A 15,762-nucleotide genomic window follows, 5' to 3' on the forward strand; every position below is an offset into this window, starting at 1 on the left:
AAAAAACGGATTAACATTTGTTTGGTTTCGGAGGTCTTTTGGAGCTGAAAAATGCGTTTTATACAATAAGCCCCCCTGTGTCGCGTCTCACCCTTCTCTCTTAATTTTGTAAGAGTGGAACTGACACTCTGGGTTTTCATCATTAATTTTAGACTCTTTTATTGTCTTATTCCGAAAAATGTATATATTTGCGGCAGTCCATGCACTTAATGTAAGGTGTTGGTTTTAAACTATTGTAATATGCTCGTTAAATCTTATAGACGGCTGTTCAATTGCCTGATTGCTTAACAGGCAGTTTTTCTTTTTTCCCTTTTACCACTTCCCGGTAGAAGATCAATTCTATTTATGTACTTAATAAACACAATGTCGTTGGCTGTTGCCAGCGAAAAGCCTTATATAAATATGACAACAATCACAGCTCAGCGTGCACCGCATAGTGCCTCAAATTTTGCCCCTGCAGTAGAGGCAAACGCTTATGGAATGAACGACCGGATCAAACGTCTTCGTCAGGAAACGTTCGATGCCGAGCCCTCCCTGTCTATTGAACGCGCCTTGATAGAAACCCGTTTCTACCAGGAAAACTACGGAAAGTATCCGATTCCGATTCTCCGGGCCATGAATTTTTATGAGATATGCAAGCAAAAGACAATCTATATCGGTAAGGACGAACTGATCGTAGGGGAACGCGGACCGAAACCTAAATGTGTACCGACTTTCCCCGAACTGACCTGCCATAGCGTAGAGGATTTGCATGTCCTGAACACCCGCGAACTGCAACGTTATACGATCAGCCAGGAAGATATCGATACCTATGAACGCGAAGTGATCCCTTATTGGAAAGGGCGTACGCAACGGGAACGTATCTTCAGCCATGTCCCGCAAGAATGGAAAGATGCGTATGAAGTCGGCATGTTCACCGAATTTATGGAACAACGCGCTCCGGGGCATACGGCTCTGGATGGCAAGGTCTATCGATATGGCCTGCTGGACTTGAAAGAGCGTATCCAAAAGGAACTCGACAGCCTCGACTTTATGAATGATCCCGAAGCAACCGACAAACAGGAAGAGTTGACCGCTATGTCTATCTCCTGTGATGCCGCTATCCTGTTAGCCGAACGGCATGCAGACCTGGCCGACGAAATGTCGCTGACGGAGGCAGACCCGAAACGGGCCGCCGAACTGCGCCGTATCGCCGAAGTTTGCCGATGGGTACCGGCTCATGCTCCGCGTAATTATTGGGAAGCGATCCAGATGTATTGGTTTGTCCACCTGGGAACGATTACCGAGCTGAATGGTTGGGATGCCATGAATCCAGGTCATTTCGACCAGCATCTGGCCCCTTTCTATGAAAAGGATATTGCCGACGGCACGTTGACGCGTGACAGGGCGAAAGAGTTGATGTCCTGCTTCTTTATTAAGGTAAACAACCATACGGCTCCTCCCAAAGTAGGCATTACGGCTAAGGAAAGCGGAACTTATAACGACTTTACGAACCTGAATATCGGTGGCGTGAAATCCGATGGCAGTGACGGTGTGAGCGAAGTCTCCTACATCATGCTCGAGACGATAGAAGAGCTGCATATCCTGCAACCCGGCAGTGCGATTCATATCAGTGCCCGAACGCCTGAACGTTTCCTGCGTGCCGGATGTAAGGTGATCCGCCAGGGGCATGGTTATCCTTCCGTGTTCAATCCGGATGTGTATATCCAGGAGTTGATGCGCCAGGGGAAATCCCTGCAGGACGCGCGTGAAGGCGGTTGCAGCGGCTGCATCGAAGTCGGGGCGTTCGGTAAGGAGGCATACGTGCTGACGGGGTATCTGAACGTACCGAAGATTTTAGAGGTGACGTTGCACAATGGCGTCGATCCGGTTTCCGGCCGTAAGGTCGGGTTGGAGACGGGCGATCCGCGCAGCTTTGCCGGTTATGACGAGTTGTACGCCGCTTTTATGAAACAGGTCCGTTACTTCGTGGATATGAAAGTCCGCGTCAGCAACTATATAGACCGTATGTTTGCCAAATATGCGCCTGCCACTTTCCTGTCCCTCTTTATTGATGACTGTATCGCGAAAGGACGTGATTACTATAACTGTGGTCCGCGTTATAACACGACCTATATCCAGTGCACCGGCCTCGGCACGATTACCGACAGCCTGTCTACGTTGAAGAAACATATATTCGAAGATAAGCGCTGGTCGATGGACGAGTTGTTGAAAGCGATGGCAAACAATTTCGAAGGGGCTGAAGCGATGCGGCAGATGATCTTGAACCGTACGCCATTCTTCGGCAATGACGATGAATATGCCGACAGCATCGCGGTTAAGGTCTTCGACGACCTGTATGATACGATCGAGGGCAAGCCGAATACGAAAGGCGAATGTTTCCACCTGAATATGTTGTCAACGACCTGCCATGTGTATTTTGGCAAGGTGATGGGGGCTACCCCGAACGGACGTTTGGCCGGACGGGCTATCTCGGACGGTACTTCTCCGTCGCATGGTGCCGACACGCACGGACCGTCTGCCGTTATCAAATCGCTCGGCAAGTTGGATCAGGTGAAGAGTGGCGGAACCTTGCTCAACCAGCGTTTCCTTCCGAGCCTGTTGAAGCGGGAAGAAGACATTTCCAAGCTGTCCTCCCTGATCCGCAGTTATTTTGCTTTGGGCGGGCATCATATCCAGTTTAATATTGTTGATACGGAGACGCTTTATGCTGCTCAGAAATGTCCGGAAGATTACCGTGACTTGCTGGTCCGCGTTGCCGGATACAGCGATTATTTTAACGATATGAATGCCGACCTGCAGGCGGATGTGATTATGCGGACGGAACAGGAAGCGTTTTAATTGACAATTGACAATTAACAATTGATAATTAAAGATGCTGGTTTTTGATATAAAGAGATATGCGATCAACGACGGGCCGGGCATCCGGATTACGATCTTTATGAAAGGATGCCCCCTGTCGTGTGTGTGGTGCCATAATCCGGAAGGGCTTTCCAGCCGGAAAGAGAAGCTCTATACGAAGAAGAAATGCATCGGTTGCCAGACTTGCGTCAAGGCGTGTCCGGAACAGGCGCTGACATTGACGCCGGATGGAATTGTGACGGATCGCACGCGTTGCACGCTCTGCGGAACCTGTGCTGAAGTCTGTCCGGCTTTGGCAATGGAGATATCCGGCACGGAGTATTCAACCGATGCGTTGATGAAGGAGATAGAGAAAGAAACGGTCTTTATGGACCGCTCGGAGGGGGGCGTCACGTTTTGCGGTGGAGAACCGCTGTTGCATCCGGAGCCACTCCTCGAACTGTTGCGCCGTTGTGGCGAACAGGGCATCCACCGGGCTGTCGACACGACGTTGTTTGCCCGGCCCGAGATCGTACGGAAGGTGATGGATAACTGCGAGCTTTTCCTGGTCGACCTGAAACAGATGGATTCGGCCAAGCACAAGCATTTCTGCGGCGTACCGAACGAGCCGATACTCGCCAATCTCCGGATGATAGCCGAAGCGGGACATGATTTTTACCTGCGTATCCCATTGATAGAAGGAGTGAATGCGGACGAAGAGAATATAACCCGCAGCGCGGAGTTTTTAGCGTCCCTTCCCTGGAAATACCGGACGGTGAACCTGCTGCTATATCATGATATAGGGAAAGGGAAACATGAGAAGTTAGGAACGATCTATAATCCCGGGCATTGTGCTTTCGCTACGCCATCGGACGAGACTGTTGAACGTTGCCGCGGGATATTTGCCAACTATGGGATCGAGACGGCAATAGGAGGATAGTTTATTATTTGTGCGTGCACCAGAAGCTTTAACTTAGGTTTCATTCCGTTTAACACAACAACTCTTTATCCTGTTGTGTTTCATTATCAATTTTATTAACGCCAAAAAATTGATATATATGGAATGGTTTGCCAATTTGCTCCGACATTATCCGGAGCTTGCTATCTTTCTCACCTTGGCCTTCGGCTTCTGGATCGGTAAGTTTAAGATTAAAAAGTTTACGTTGGGGACGGTCACCAGTGTGTTGCTGGTCGGTGTCCTGATCGGACAATTACATATCGAGATAGGTGCTCCGTTGAAATCGGTTTTCTTCCTGCTGTTCCTGTTCGCCGTCGGCTACAGTGTCGGCCCGCAATTCTTCCGGGGATTGAGGAAGGAGGGATTGCCGCAGGTTCTGTTTGCGGTCGTTATGTGTCTGTTCTGTCTGATCGCCCCTTTTGTTCTGGCTAAGATCATGGGCTATTCGGCTGGCGAGGCAGCCGGTCTGTTGGCCGGTTCGCAAACGATCTCCGCAGTGTTAGGGGTGGCGGAAGATACGATTAACCAATTAGGGATACCGGATGCCGACAAAACGAGTATGATAAATGTGATGCCGGTGGCCTATGCCGTCTCTTACATTTTCGGTACGGCAGGTTCCGCCTGGATTATGAGCGATGTGGCTCCCCGTCTGTTAGGCGGGATCGAATCGGTCAAGAAGGCCTGTCGCGAACTGGAAGCGAAGATGGGTACTGACGACGAGAGCGAGCAACCCGGTTTTATGCCTGCCGCCCGTCCGATCACATTCCGGGCTTACAAGATCAGTAACGATTGGTTCGGTGCCGGTAAGACAGTCAAGGAACTGGAAGATTACCTGGAAGAACAGGGCAGACGTCTTTTTGTGGAACGGGTGCGCATAGACCATGTGATCCGTGATGCAAAACCGGATCAAATGCTTCTGGAAGGCAATGAGATCGTGTTGAGCGGCCGTCGCGAGTTTGTGATTGGCGAGGAGAATTGGATTGGGGACGAAGTGAACGATATCGACCTGTTAGATTTCCCGGCGGAGACATTACCTGTGTTGGTCTCCCGCAAGAAATTCGCCGGCATGACAGTCGCCAAACTCCGCAAACAGCCTGTTATGCACGGCGTCAGTATCAAAAGCATCAAGAGGGCAGGTGTCAGCATCCCTGTGTTGCCTGCTACCCGGATCGATCCGGGCGATATGCTGGAACTGGTCGGTACTAAACTGGAGGTAAACGCCGCCGCCGATATGTTAGGCTATGCCGACCGTCCGACGAACCAGACGGATATGATCTTTGTCGGGCTCGGTATCTTCCTGGGAGGCGTGGTCGGTTCGTTAGCCATCCATTTCGGAGGAGTGCCCATCAGTTTGAGTACGAGCGGCGGTGCGCTGATAGCCGGACTGTTCTTTGGCTGGCTGCGTTCGAAGCATCCGACCTTCGGCCGTATTCCGGAGCCATCGCTTTGGGTGTTGAATAATGTTGGGTTGAATATGTTCATTGCCGTTGTCGGGATTACCGCCGGCCCCAGCTTTGTCACCGGGTTGAAGGAAGTTGGAATCAGCCTCTTCTTTATCGGGGCATTGGCTACGGCTATTCCGTTGCTTGTCGGTGTACTGTTGGGAAAGTATGTTTTCAAGTTCCACCCCGCTATCACGTTAGGCTGCACCTCCGGCGCCCGTACCACAACGGCTGCCTTAGGAGCCGTCGAAGATGCAGTCGAAAGTCAGACGCCGGCATTGGGCTACACGGTCACATATGCTGTCGGCAATACGCTTCTGATCATTTGGGGTGTTGTTATTGTCCTTTTGATGACCTGATTTATCTGTGTGTAGAGACGCACGGCCGTGCGTCTCTACCAAATACATAATATATTCATTAATTTATTCCTTATGCAACACAAAATCACTCGTGAATACGAAAAGAAGATGTCGGAGATCAGCCCGTTCGAGCTGAAGAATATCCTGATAGAGCTGGCGGATGAGAGCGCCCGCAAAAGTACCCATATCATGCTGAACGCCGGACGCGGCAACCCGAACTGGATCAGCACCGTCCCCCGCGAAGCCTTCTTCCTGCTCGGGCAGTTCGGGTTGGAAGAATGTGCCCGTAGCACTGAGTTTAGCGAAGGGATGGTCGGCATTGCCGGCGTCCCCGATAAGAAACGCATCGCTTCCCGTTTCACCCAATTCCTGGTCAAACACGCCGGCTCTCCCGGTATGGCGCTGTTGAAAGATACATACGATTACCTGGTGAATGAAAAGGGAATTGATGAAAACGACTTGGTGCACGAATGGGCGGAGGGAGTCATCGGTGACCAGTATCCCGTTCCCGACCGCATCCTGAAATATACAGAAGTCCTTGTCGAAGACTACCTGAAACAGGAACTATGCAATAACCGCCCGCCGAAAGGCCGGTTCGATCTTTTTGCGACAGAAGGAGGGACGGCAGCCATGTGCTATATCTTCGATTCCCTCCAACAAAATTTCCTGCTGAACCGCGGAGATAAGATCGTTTTGTTTGCTCCGGTATTCACTCCCTACATAGAGATTCCGGAACAAGCCCGCTACCTGTTCGATGTAACCGAAATCCATGCCTGTAAAATGACTCACGAAGGCTATCACACCTGGCAATATCTGGAAAAAGACCTCGATGTCCTGAAAGATCCCGCCGTCAAGGCCGCCTTCCTCGTCAATCCGAGCAATCCGCCTTCGTACGGACTGACGCCGGAGCTGATGCAGCGTATTGTCGACATTGTCCGCCACGATAATCCCAATCTGATGATCATCACGGACGATGTCTACGCCACATACATCCCGGACTTTCGTTCCATTATGGCGGAACTGCCCGAAAACACTCTTTGCGTCTATTCCTTCTCCAAATATTTCGGAGCGACAGGTTGGCGTCTGGCCGTTATCGCCCTGCATGAGAACAATATTTACGACCGGATGATCAAGGAGTTGCCGGCAGAACGCCAGGAACAGTTGAAGAAGCGTTACAGCAGCCTCTCCCTGCATCCGGAAAAGATACGCTTCATCGACCGCATGGTTGCCGACAGCCGCCAGGTGGCGCTGAATCATACAGCCGGACTCTCTTTACCGCAACAAACACAGATGGCCCTGTTCGCCTCGTTCTCCTTGTTAGATCATGAGAACGCTTATAAGAAAAAGATGCAACAGGTCATACACGACCGCCTGCACACGCTTTGGGAGAACACCGGCTTCGTCTTGCTCGACGATCCGCTCCGGGCAGGCTATTACAGCGAGATCGATATGTTGGTCTGGGCGAAGAAGTTCTACGGAGACGGCTTTGTGGAGTATCTGCAAGAGAACTACGAGCCGGTCGACGTCGTATTCCGGCTTGCGCAGGAAACCTCTTTGGTGCTGCTGAACGGCGGCGGGTTCGATGCGCCTGAATGGTCCATCCGTTGCTCGCTTGCCAACCTGAAGCGGGAAGATTACGTACGTATCGGGCAGGGGATCGCCTCCATCCTGCACAGTTATGCGGCTAAATGGAAAGAGTCGTTGGAGAAATAAATGAAGTCATTGAACAAAACAGATTCCCGCCACGTTCTATTAATAGACGTCGCGGGAATCCCTGTTTATAGATATCCTTTATCAGACCATAGAAATTATTGACTGAAAGGTATCTGTTTATATACTATTTTTACAACACTTACATGATTAACAATTAAAACGAATAGATATGGTGTACGACATTGACATGCTGAGAAGCTTTTATTCTAATTTCCCGAAACGGGTGGATGCCGCCCGTAAACACCTTGGCCGCCCGTTGACCCTGGCTGAAAAAATCCTATATGCACATCTGTATAATGAATCGGATATCCACGCATACCGTCGCGGTGAAGACTATGTGAACTTCCGGCCGGACCGTGTGGCGATGCAGGATGCTACCGCACAGATGGCATTGCTCCAGTTTATGAATGCAGGAAAGGCAAAATCAGCCGTTCCGGCGACCGTGCATTGCGACCATCTGATCCAGGCAAATATGGGAGCTAAGACCGATATTGCCACCGCTACACAAAGCAACAGCGAGGTCTATGACTTCCTGAAGTCCGTCTCCGACAAATACGGCATCGGCTTCTGGAAACCCGGAGCCGGGATCATTCATCAGGTCGTGTTGGAGAATTATGCATTCCCCGGAGGCATGATGGTGGGAACCGACTCGCACACACCGAATGCCGGTGGCTTAGGAATGATCGCCATCGGAGTGGGAGGCGCTGACGCCGTGGATGTGATGACCGGCATGGAGTGGGAATTGAAGATGCCGAAACTGATCGGCGTCAAGCTCACCGGCAGTCTCAGCAGATGGGCCTCGCCGAAAGACGTGATTTTGAAATTAGCAGGGATTCTGACTGTGAAGGGCGGGACGAACGCTATCATCGAATACTTCGGTCCTGGAACGGCCTCCCTCTCTGCAACCGGAAAAGCGACGATCTGCAATATGGGCGCCGAGGTAGGAGCCACGACTTCCCTCTTCCCCTTCGACCTGAACATGGCCACTTATCTGCGTGCTACGGGACGCGACAGCGTAGCCGAATGGGCAACCGCCATCTCCGATGACCTGGAAGCCGATATGGACGTAAAGGCACAGCCGGACTCCTTCTACGACCGCGTGATCGTCATCAATCTCTCCGAGTTGGAGCCGCATATCAACGGCCCGTTCACGCCGGATGCCGCCACGCCGATATCCGAGTTTGCCGCAAAGGTAAAAGAAAACGGCTGGCCCCGCCGGATGGAAGTGGGGCTGATCGGTTCTTGTACGAACTCTTCCTATCAGGACCTTAGCCGCGCCGCTTCGATTGCCCGTCAGGCAGCTGACGATAAGATTCCGGTGGCCGCCCCGCTTATCATCAACCCCGGGTCCGAACAGATCCGCTATACCGCCGAGCGCGACGGGCTGATCGGAGATTTCGAGAAGATCGGCGCTACGATCATGGCGAACGCCTGCGGTCCGTGCATCGGACAATGGAAACGGCATACCGACGATAACACCCGCAAAAATTCCATCGTTACCTCCTTTAACAGAAATTTCGCCAAACGTGCGGATGGCAATCCGAACACGCATGCTTTTGTCGCTTCCCCGGAACTGACACTGGTGCTGACCATCGCGGGAGACCTTTGTTTCAATCCGCTGACCGATACCTTAAAGACTGCCGACGGCCGCGAAGTCAAGCTGAAAGAACCGGAAGGAACGGACTTCCCGCCAAATGGCTTCGACGTGAAAGACAAAGGCTATTTAGCTCCGACAGGCGGGAACATCGAAGTCGTAATCAATCCCGAATCAAACCGCCTGCAGGCCTTGAAGCCTTTTGTCGCCTGGGACGGAAAGGACCTGATCGATATGCCGCTCCTGCTGAAAGCCGAAGGCAAATGCACGACCGACCATATCTCGATGGCCGGCCCCTGGCTTCGCTTCCGCGGACATTTAGAAAACATTTCGGACAATATGCTGATGGGAGCCGTGAACGCTTTCACAGGAAAGACAAACAGCGTGCTGAACCAGCTGACCGGTGAATATGAAGCCGTCTCCGCCGTTGCGAAACTATATAAATCGAAAGGCATCTCCTCTATCGTCGTAGCGGAAGAAAATTATGGGGAAGGCTCTTCCCGCGAACATGCCGCCATGGAACCCCGTTTCCTGAATGTGAAAGCAATCCTTGCCAAAAGCTTCGCCCGCATACATGAAACGAATCTGAAGAAACAGGGAATGCTCGCCCTTACATTTGCCGACAAGCGTGATTATGACAGGGTACGCGAAGAAGACAAGCTCTCGATCATCGGCTTGAAAGACTTTGCTCCCGGCCGCCCATTGACCGCCATCCTCTACCATGCCGACGGCACGGAAGAATCCTTCGCCGTCAATCATACCTATAACGACTTGCAAATAAAATGGTTCAAAGCAGGTTCGGCGTTGAATACAAATAAACAGTTAAGCATATGAACAGAATAACAAAAGAAAACGGGCGCTTGGTCGTTCCCGATAAAGTAACGATTCCCTTTATCGAGGGTGACGGCGTCGGCGCCGAGATCACCCCGATCTGCCAGCGTATTGTCAACGAAGCGATCGGCCGTGCCTATGGCGGGCAGCGGGCAATCGAATGGAAGGAAGTGTTGGCAGGTGAGAAAGCTTTCAAGCAAACCGGTAGCTGGTTGCCCGACGAGACGATGGACGCCTTCCGCCAGTACATGATCGGGATCAAGGGACCGCTCACGACACCTATCGGTGGTGGTATCCGTTCACTCAACGTCGCCCTCAGGCAAACGCTCGATCTATACGTCTGCCTGCGTCCCGTGCGCTGGTTCCGCGGGGTGGAGACGCCTGTCAAAGCGCCCGAAAAGGTCGATATGTATATCTTCCGCGAGAACACCGAAGACATCTATGCCGGTATCGAATGGCAGCAGGGGACGCCCGAGGCCAGCAAATTCCTCCGCTTCCTGACCGAAGAGATGGGGGTGACGAAGGTCCGTTTTCCCGAAAGCTCCTCGTTCGGTGTAAAACCGGTTTCTGTGGAAGGAACGGAACGTCTGGTCCGCGCCGCCATCGAGTTTGCCATCACGAACCATCTGCCAAGTGTCACGTTAGTACACAAAGGCAATATCATGAAGTTTACCGAAGGCGGTTTCAAACTCTGGGGCTACGCGTTGGCTGAACGCGAGTTTGCCGACAAGACATTTACCTGGCCCCAATATGAGAAAATCAAGAAGGAGCGGGGAGAAGACGCCGCCGCAGCCGCTCTTTTGGAGGCGGAAGCAGCCGGACGGGTTGTCATCAAGGATGTGATAGCCGACGCTTTCCTGCAGAACACCCTGCTGATTCCGGAAGAATATTCCGTCGTCGCCACGTTGAACCTGAACGGCGACTATGTCTCCGACCAGCTTGCGGCAATGGTTGGCGGCATCGGCATCGCTCCGGGAGCCAATATTAATTACGACAGCGGTTACGCCATCTTCGAGGCAACCCACGGGACAGCGCCTAACATTGCCGGCAAGAACATCGTCAACCCCTGTTCACTTCTGCTCTCCTCCGTCATGATGCTGGAATATATGGGCTGGAACGAAGCCGGACGATTGATCACCGCCGCACTCGAACACGCTTTTACCGAAGGACGGGCAACACACGATCTGGCACGTTTTATGCCGAACGGTCATTCACTCGGAACAAGAGAGTTCGGTGAATATGTAATGTCGATACTATAAAGCTGTCGGTAATTTCCGTAAAACACGTTTTATAGTGCAAAAGTACGTGCTTTCATACCGTAAAACACGTTTTACAGTGCAAAAGCATATGCTTTCATACCATAAAACACGTTTTACAGTGCAAAAGCATATGCTTTCATACCATAAAACACGTTTTACAGAGCAAAAGTATATGCTTTCATACCATAAAACACGTTTTACAGTACTAAATCGCGTGACATAGCACTATAAAACGTGTTTTACGGATAATGCAATAAGTTTTTTATAATATGAATGTAATTTAAATTTACTACGATGAAAAAGGAATATATCATTTACAAACTGTCTGACGCATCCAAAGAGGCTTGCAAAATAGACAACGATTTGTTTCCAAAATACAATGTGAAGCGCGGGCTTCGTAACGAAGACGGTACAGGCGTACTGGTAGGTCTGACAAAAATAGGTAACGTTGTCGGCTACGAACGCTTACCGGAAGGCGGCTTGAAAGCAATCCCCGGAAAACTCTTTTACCGCGGATACGACGTGGAAGACATCGCGCATGGTCTGATCAAGGAAAAACGTTTTGGTTTCGAAGAGGTTGCCTACCTGCTCCTCTCCGGAAAGCTTCCCGACAAGGAAGAGTTGGCGGGTTTCAGGGAACTAATCTGCGACAGCATGCCGCTCGAACAGAAAACGAAGATGAACATCCTCGACCTCGAAGGACAGAATATCATGAACATACTGGCACGCAGCGTGCTTGAAATGTACACCTTCGATCCGAACCCCGACGACACGTCGCGCGACAACCTGATGCGTCAGTCGATCGAACTGATCTCGCGCTTCCCGACCATCATCGCCTATGCCTACAATATTTACCGTCACAGCCAGCAGGGCCGTTCGCTGCATATCCGCCACCCGCACGAGAATCTGTCGATTGCCGAGAACTTCCTCCATATGCTCAAGAAAGACTTTACCGACCTGGAGGCACGCACACTGGACCTGTTGCTTGTCTTGCAGGCTGAACACGGCGGCGGTAATAACTCGACTTTCACTGTCCGCGTGACCAGTTCCACCGGTACGGACACCTATTCATCCATTGCCGCCGGTATCGGCTCGTTGAAAGGCCCGTTGCATGGAGGCGCCAATATCCAGGTAGTCGATATGTTCCACCACTTGAAGGAAAACATCGCCGACTGGAAGAACATCGACGAGATAGATACCTACTTCATGCGGATGCTGAATAAAGACGCTTATAACAAGACCGGCTTGATCTACGGTATCGGCCATGCCGTCTATACGATCTCCGACCCCCGCGCCGTCGTCCTGAAAGAGTTGGCACGCGATCTGGCGAAGGAGAAAGGACGCGAAGAAGAGTTTGCCTTCCTCGAATTGCTCGAAGAACGTGCCATCGAATGTTTCGCCAAGCATAAGGGAACGAAGAAACGCGTCTCTTCGAACGTCGATTTCTATTCCGGCTTCGTTTATGAAATGATTGGGCTTCCACAGGAAATTTACACGCCGTTGTTCGCCATGGCCCGTATCGTCGGCTGGACCGCCCACCGCATCGAAGAACTGAACTTCGAAGGAAAGCGCATCATCCGCCCGGCCTACAAGAATGTACTCGAAGAGCAGACTTATACGCCGATTGCCGAAAGGTAAACGCTGTATGTACGACCGTATGTTAAAGTTTCATTTATAGCGTCTGTGTCCTGGCGGGCTTGTTAAAGTTTCATTTATAGCGTCTATGTCCTGGCGGGCTTGACCCGCCATCTCATACTAAACTGACTTACAGTAATTAGTATGAGGTTGCGGGTCAAGCCCGCAATGACACGCTAAAGCGTTAGGACTTACTTTTGACACATCCCGCAATGACATGCTAAAGCATTAAAACTTACTTTAGACATATCCCGTCATGGTATTGATGCTATAAAAATTAATCTTTAAGAAGGAACGGCATTACAAGAGATTGATGCCGTTCTTTTTTATGTATTCCTCTATAAACGCCTCCCGGTAACTGTTGCCGATCGCAATTTCGTATTTTCCGATAAAGACATCATTATTATCGAACGACTCGATATGCGTCGTGTTGACGATATAAGACTTGTTTATCCTCAGAAAGGTGTTATGCGGGAGCAGCTCGTTGATCGACTTCAGGCTCATCCGGGTAATGATGCGTTGGTCGACAGTCTGTATCACGACATAATCTTTCAGCCCTTCAACGAAAAGAATATTCCGGAAGAAGATTTTGAAGAAGCGCCGTTCGGCTTTCACGAACATACAGTCGTCTATTACCGATTCGATACTGCTGCTTGGCGTCTCCACTGTCAGCAGGCGATGATAGGCAATGGCCTTTTCCACCGCCTTCCGGAAACGTTCCTGTTCGATCGGTTTGACGAGGTAGTCGATGGCATCCACTTCATAACTGTCCAACGCATATTCGACGTAGGCAGTCGTGAAGATCACCAGCGTGTTGCGGTGGATCGTGCGGGCAAAATCCAGTCCATTGATACCCGGCATCTTAATATCCAGAAAGACCAGGTCGACCGGATGTTGTTGCAGGAACAGCCCTGCCGTGGCGGCATCGCCGAAGCTGCCTGCCGGATGCAATGCAGGGGTTTCCTGTATCAGCAATTCGATGGCTTTGCGGCCTAACGGTTCATCATCTACTATAATGCAATTCATAATTTTATTTGTAAATCGATTGTATATGTTATCTTGTTTTCTTCTATACGCAGCGTATGGTCCTTCCCATACAGGAGTTGCAGACGCCGTTTGATATTGGCAAGCCCTAAGCCTCCGTCCCGTTTTTCCTCCTGACTGAAAGTGGGCTTTGAATTGACGCATATAAACTGCAGGCATCCTCTTTCCACCCTAAAAAGGAGATGGACATACGAGAGATTGCAGTTATCGTTGTTGTGCTTCACCGCGTTCTCCACAAACGGTATCAGCAGAAGCGGAGGGAGCGATACTTCTTCGACCGGACCTTCGCGGGTGATGATAAAATTGAAGTTATCCCGTCTCAACTTTTCCAGATTGAGGAAATCGGTCAGGAAATGAATCTCATCTTCCAGCCGGACGGACACGGCGTACCGGTCGTTCAGCTGATATTTTAGCAGTTCATTCAGCTTGCGAAGGACTTTCGCCGCCTCCTCCGGATTTTCCTGCGTCAGCACATTGGCATTATTCAGCATATTAAAAAGAAAATGCGGGTTGATCTGGTTCTTCAGTTGTTCCAGTTCCGACTGCATCGTGGTTTCTTCCAACTCCCGTATCTCCTGTTCATAAATGACCCAATGCTGGAAAAGCAGAATGGAAGTCGTACCGGCAATCGTCAACGCCAGCGAAAAGACCGAAGAAAAGAAGTTCAGGATAATAATCGACCAATCCGCTTCCTGTAAATTCTTTTGAAGATCATTGTTCGAAATCAATTGCAGGCATATAACCAACAGGATGGTCATAAAAACCACCGCCCCCATCATCATCAGATAGGAAAAGAACCGATTCCTGAACAACAAGCGCGGAACCAATATATACACGTTTGCATAGATCGGTATCAGAAATACCGCCATCAAAAGGGAGCCGACTATGGGATGATCTCCGAAGGGATATTCGTTATAGAAATTTGCAATTGCCATAATAAGACTCACTGCCAACAGTAAAGAGTGGCGGAGGATATGGTATTTACGGCTGATCAGAAGTTCTACGATTGCATTCATCGGCTTAAAGTTAAGTGCATATTAATCCTGTTTTCCGTATCGCCTTGTACTTCTTCTAAGGAGTATGTTTCGTACAACAGTTCTAACCGGCGGCGGATATTATCGAGCTTGGAAATATCGCGATGCCGGACGGAACTGGCACAGCTGAAGAGGAGTTCTCCTTTTTCCACCCGGAAGGCCAGATGGATGTAGTATTCTTTCTCTATCCGTTCGCTTTGATAGATGAAATATTCGACGAACGGGATAAAAAGCAGGGGCGGGACCAGCAAATAATTCACCGGTCCTTCTTTCGTGATTGTAAAACACAGCATCGGGTTCAGCATCTTTTCCAGATTCAGGAAGTTTTCCAAAAAAGAGAGGTCGGCCGAAAAGAATACCTTTTCCCGGCTGCTGTCGTAGAGTTGATAGCGGAGCAGCTTTCCCAATTGGACGAGGATAGCGGATGTTTGTCGCGGGTCTACGACAGCCAATTCCGTTGCCTTAGATAGCATATTCAGCAGAAACTGCGGGCTGACCTGGTTCTTCAACTGTTCTAATTCTGAATGGAGCTTTTCTTTTTTCAGCTTGCTTGCCCGTTGCCCGTAGTCCAGCCAGTGACGAAGCAACGTGATCATCGAAGGACCGATGCAGCAAATCAGAAATAGCAGAAAGTTCGAGACAATCTCCAACGGAAAGAAGCGGTTCTTATAAAAATAGGAATATTGCCCGAACTCCACCCCGTATGATGTATAGGTATAATAATCGTATAGAAAAGCGGCCGATAGCAGGACTGAAACGACTAAGAATAGTGTCAGCCCGTACAGCCCGTACTTTTTCTTCAGCATCAACCGGGGGATCAGCACATATATATTCAGGTAGATCGCCGCAAGAAAGAGCATGAGGGAACCGGCACTTTCAAGCAGGATGGCGCGACGGAAAAAGACGTTGTCTTCATAGAATGTGAAATGCGCCAGGTTGATCGAGATCATCATTACGAAGAAAATAAGGATCAGATGCCTGTATATCCTGTAGCGTGGCGCCATCAGGAAGTTCATCAGTATATCGTCTGAAATCTTTTGTCTTGTCAGCAT

At 50.3% G+C, this 15,762-nt stretch carries 10 protein-coding genes; 7 read left to right on the top strand and 3 right to left on the bottom strand.

Annotated features, from left to right (window positions below; translation table 11 throughout):
* Positions 1 to 402: 402 nt before the first annotated feature.
* The 7 genes from hypD to DWU89_RS07205 all read left to right on the top strand — a co-directional run bounded on the left by hypD (position 403) and on the right by DWU89_RS07205 (position 12,635).
* Entirely contained in the window at positions 403 to 2,841 is a 2,439-nt protein-coding gene (gene hypD, locus DWU89_RS07175; RefSeq protein ID WP_115499025.1) for a trans-4-hydroxy-L-proline dehydratase, read from the top strand.
* Positions 2,842 to 2,875: 34 nt separating this feature from the next.
* Positions 2,876 to 3,781 (top strand): glycyl-radical enzyme activating protein, encoded by a 906-nt coding sequence (locus DWU89_RS07180; protein ID WP_115498965.1) that lies wholly within the window; start codon positions 2,876 to 2,878, stop codon positions 3,779 to 3,781.
* A gap of 118 nt (positions 3,782 to 3,899) precedes the next feature.
* Entirely contained in the window at positions 3,900 to 5,600 is a 1,701-nt protein-coding gene (gene aspT, locus DWU89_RS07185; RefSeq protein WP_115498966.1) for an aspartate-alanine antiporter, read from the top strand.
* Positions 5,601 to 5,672: 72 nt separating this feature from the next.
* Positions 5,673 to 7,313 carry a bifunctional aspartate transaminase/aspartate 4-decarboxylase gene (locus DWU89_RS07190; protein ID WP_115498967.1) on the top strand — a complete coding sequence of 547 codons (1,641 nt, stop codon included), beginning with the start codon at positions 5,673 to 5,675 and terminating at the stop codon, positions 7,311 to 7,313.
* Positions 7,314 to 7,482: 169 nt separating this feature from the next.
* Positions 7,483 to 9,741 carry an aconitate hydratase gene (locus DWU89_RS07195; protein ID WP_115498968.1) on the top strand — a complete coding sequence of 753 codons (2,259 nt, stop codon included), beginning with the start codon at positions 7,483 to 7,485 and terminating at the stop codon, positions 9,739 to 9,741.
* On the top strand, positions 9,738 to 10,997 hold the full coding sequence (gene icd / locus DWU89_RS07200) for an NADP-dependent isocitrate dehydrogenase (RefSeq protein ID WP_115498969.1): 1,260 nt from the start codon (positions 9,738 to 9,740) through the stop codon (positions 10,995 to 10,997). Before DWU89_RS07195 ends, icd begins: the two co-directional genes overlap by 4 nt.
* Before the next feature lie 294 nt (positions 10,998 to 11,291).
* Entirely contained in the window at positions 11,292 to 12,635 is a 1,344-nt protein-coding gene (locus tag DWU89_RS07205; protein ID WP_115498970.1) for a citrate/2-methylcitrate synthase, read from the top strand.
* A gap of 297 nt (positions 12,636 to 12,932) precedes the next feature.
* Here DWU89_RS07205 and DWU89_RS07210 read toward each other — a convergent pair whose 3' ends face one another.
* The 3 genes from DWU89_RS07210 to DWU89_RS07220 are packed head-to-tail and all read right to left on the bottom strand — an operon-like array spanning position 12,933 to position 15,762.
* The gene (locus DWU89_RS07210; protein ID WP_115498971.1) at positions 12,933 to 13,658 is read right to left on the bottom strand and encodes a LytR/AlgR family response regulator transcription factor; all 726 of its coding nucleotides are present in this window, start codon (positions 13,656 to 13,658) and stop codon (positions 12,933 to 12,935) included.
* The gene (locus tag DWU89_RS07215; protein WP_222940342.1) at positions 13,655 to 14,692 is read right to left on the bottom strand and encodes a sensor histidine kinase; all 1,038 of its coding nucleotides are present in this window, start codon (positions 14,690 to 14,692) and stop codon (positions 13,655 to 13,657) included. The genes DWU89_RS07210 and DWU89_RS07215 overlap by 4 nt, the downstream gene beginning before the upstream one ends.
* On the bottom strand, positions 14,689 to 15,762 hold the full coding sequence (locus tag DWU89_RS07220; RefSeq protein ID WP_115498972.1) for a sensor histidine kinase: 1,074 nt from the start codon (positions 15,760 to 15,762) through the stop codon (positions 14,689 to 14,691). Before DWU89_RS07220 ends, DWU89_RS07215 begins: the two co-directional genes overlap by 4 nt.

It is taken from the genome of Parabacteroides acidifaciens, assembly GCF_003363715.1.
GTDB lineage: Bacteria > Bacteroidota > Bacteroidia > Bacteroidales > Tannerellaceae > Parabacteroides > Parabacteroides acidifaciens.